The following is a 513-nucleotide window of genomic DNA, read 5'->3' on the forward strand; positions in this document are numbered from 1 at the left end:
CGCCAGGCACGGCGCCCCTGCTCGATCTGCAGCCCGCGCAGGCCCTGGCGCTGCGCCGGATCGCGCGGCGCACCTGGCGCTACTTCGAGACCTTCGTGACGCCGGCGGACCACATGCTGCCGCCCGACAATTTCCAGGAAACGCCCCGGCCCGTGGTGGCGCGCCGCACCTCGCCGACCAACATCGGCCTGTACCTGCTGGCGACGGCCGCGGCGCGCGATTTCGGCTGGGCCGGCACGCTGGAGACGGTAGCGCGCCTGGAGGCGACGTTCACCACGCTGCAGCAGCTGCAGCGCTTTCGGGGCCACTTCTTCAACTGGTATGGCACGGCGGACCTGCGCGCGCTCGATCCGCCCTACGTGTCGTCGGTGGACAGCGGCAATCTCGCCGGCCACCTGATCGCCCTGGCCAACACCTGCGACGAGTGGCGGGCCCAGGGCGGCCCCTGCGCGGAAGTTCGCACGGGCATCGGCGACGCGCTGCAGCTGGCGCGTGCGGGCCTGCCGGGCCTGT

At 72.9% G+C, this 513-nt stretch carries 1 protein-coding gene; it reads left to right on the forward strand.

Features of this window, described 5'->3' with window-relative positions:
* On the forward strand, positions 1 to 513 hold a 513-nt coding region (locus tag AC27IQ_RS26995), incomplete at both ends, for a hypothetical protein (protein WP_487091537.1).

Source organism: Acidovorax sp. KPB24-07 (genome assembly GCF_057543315.1).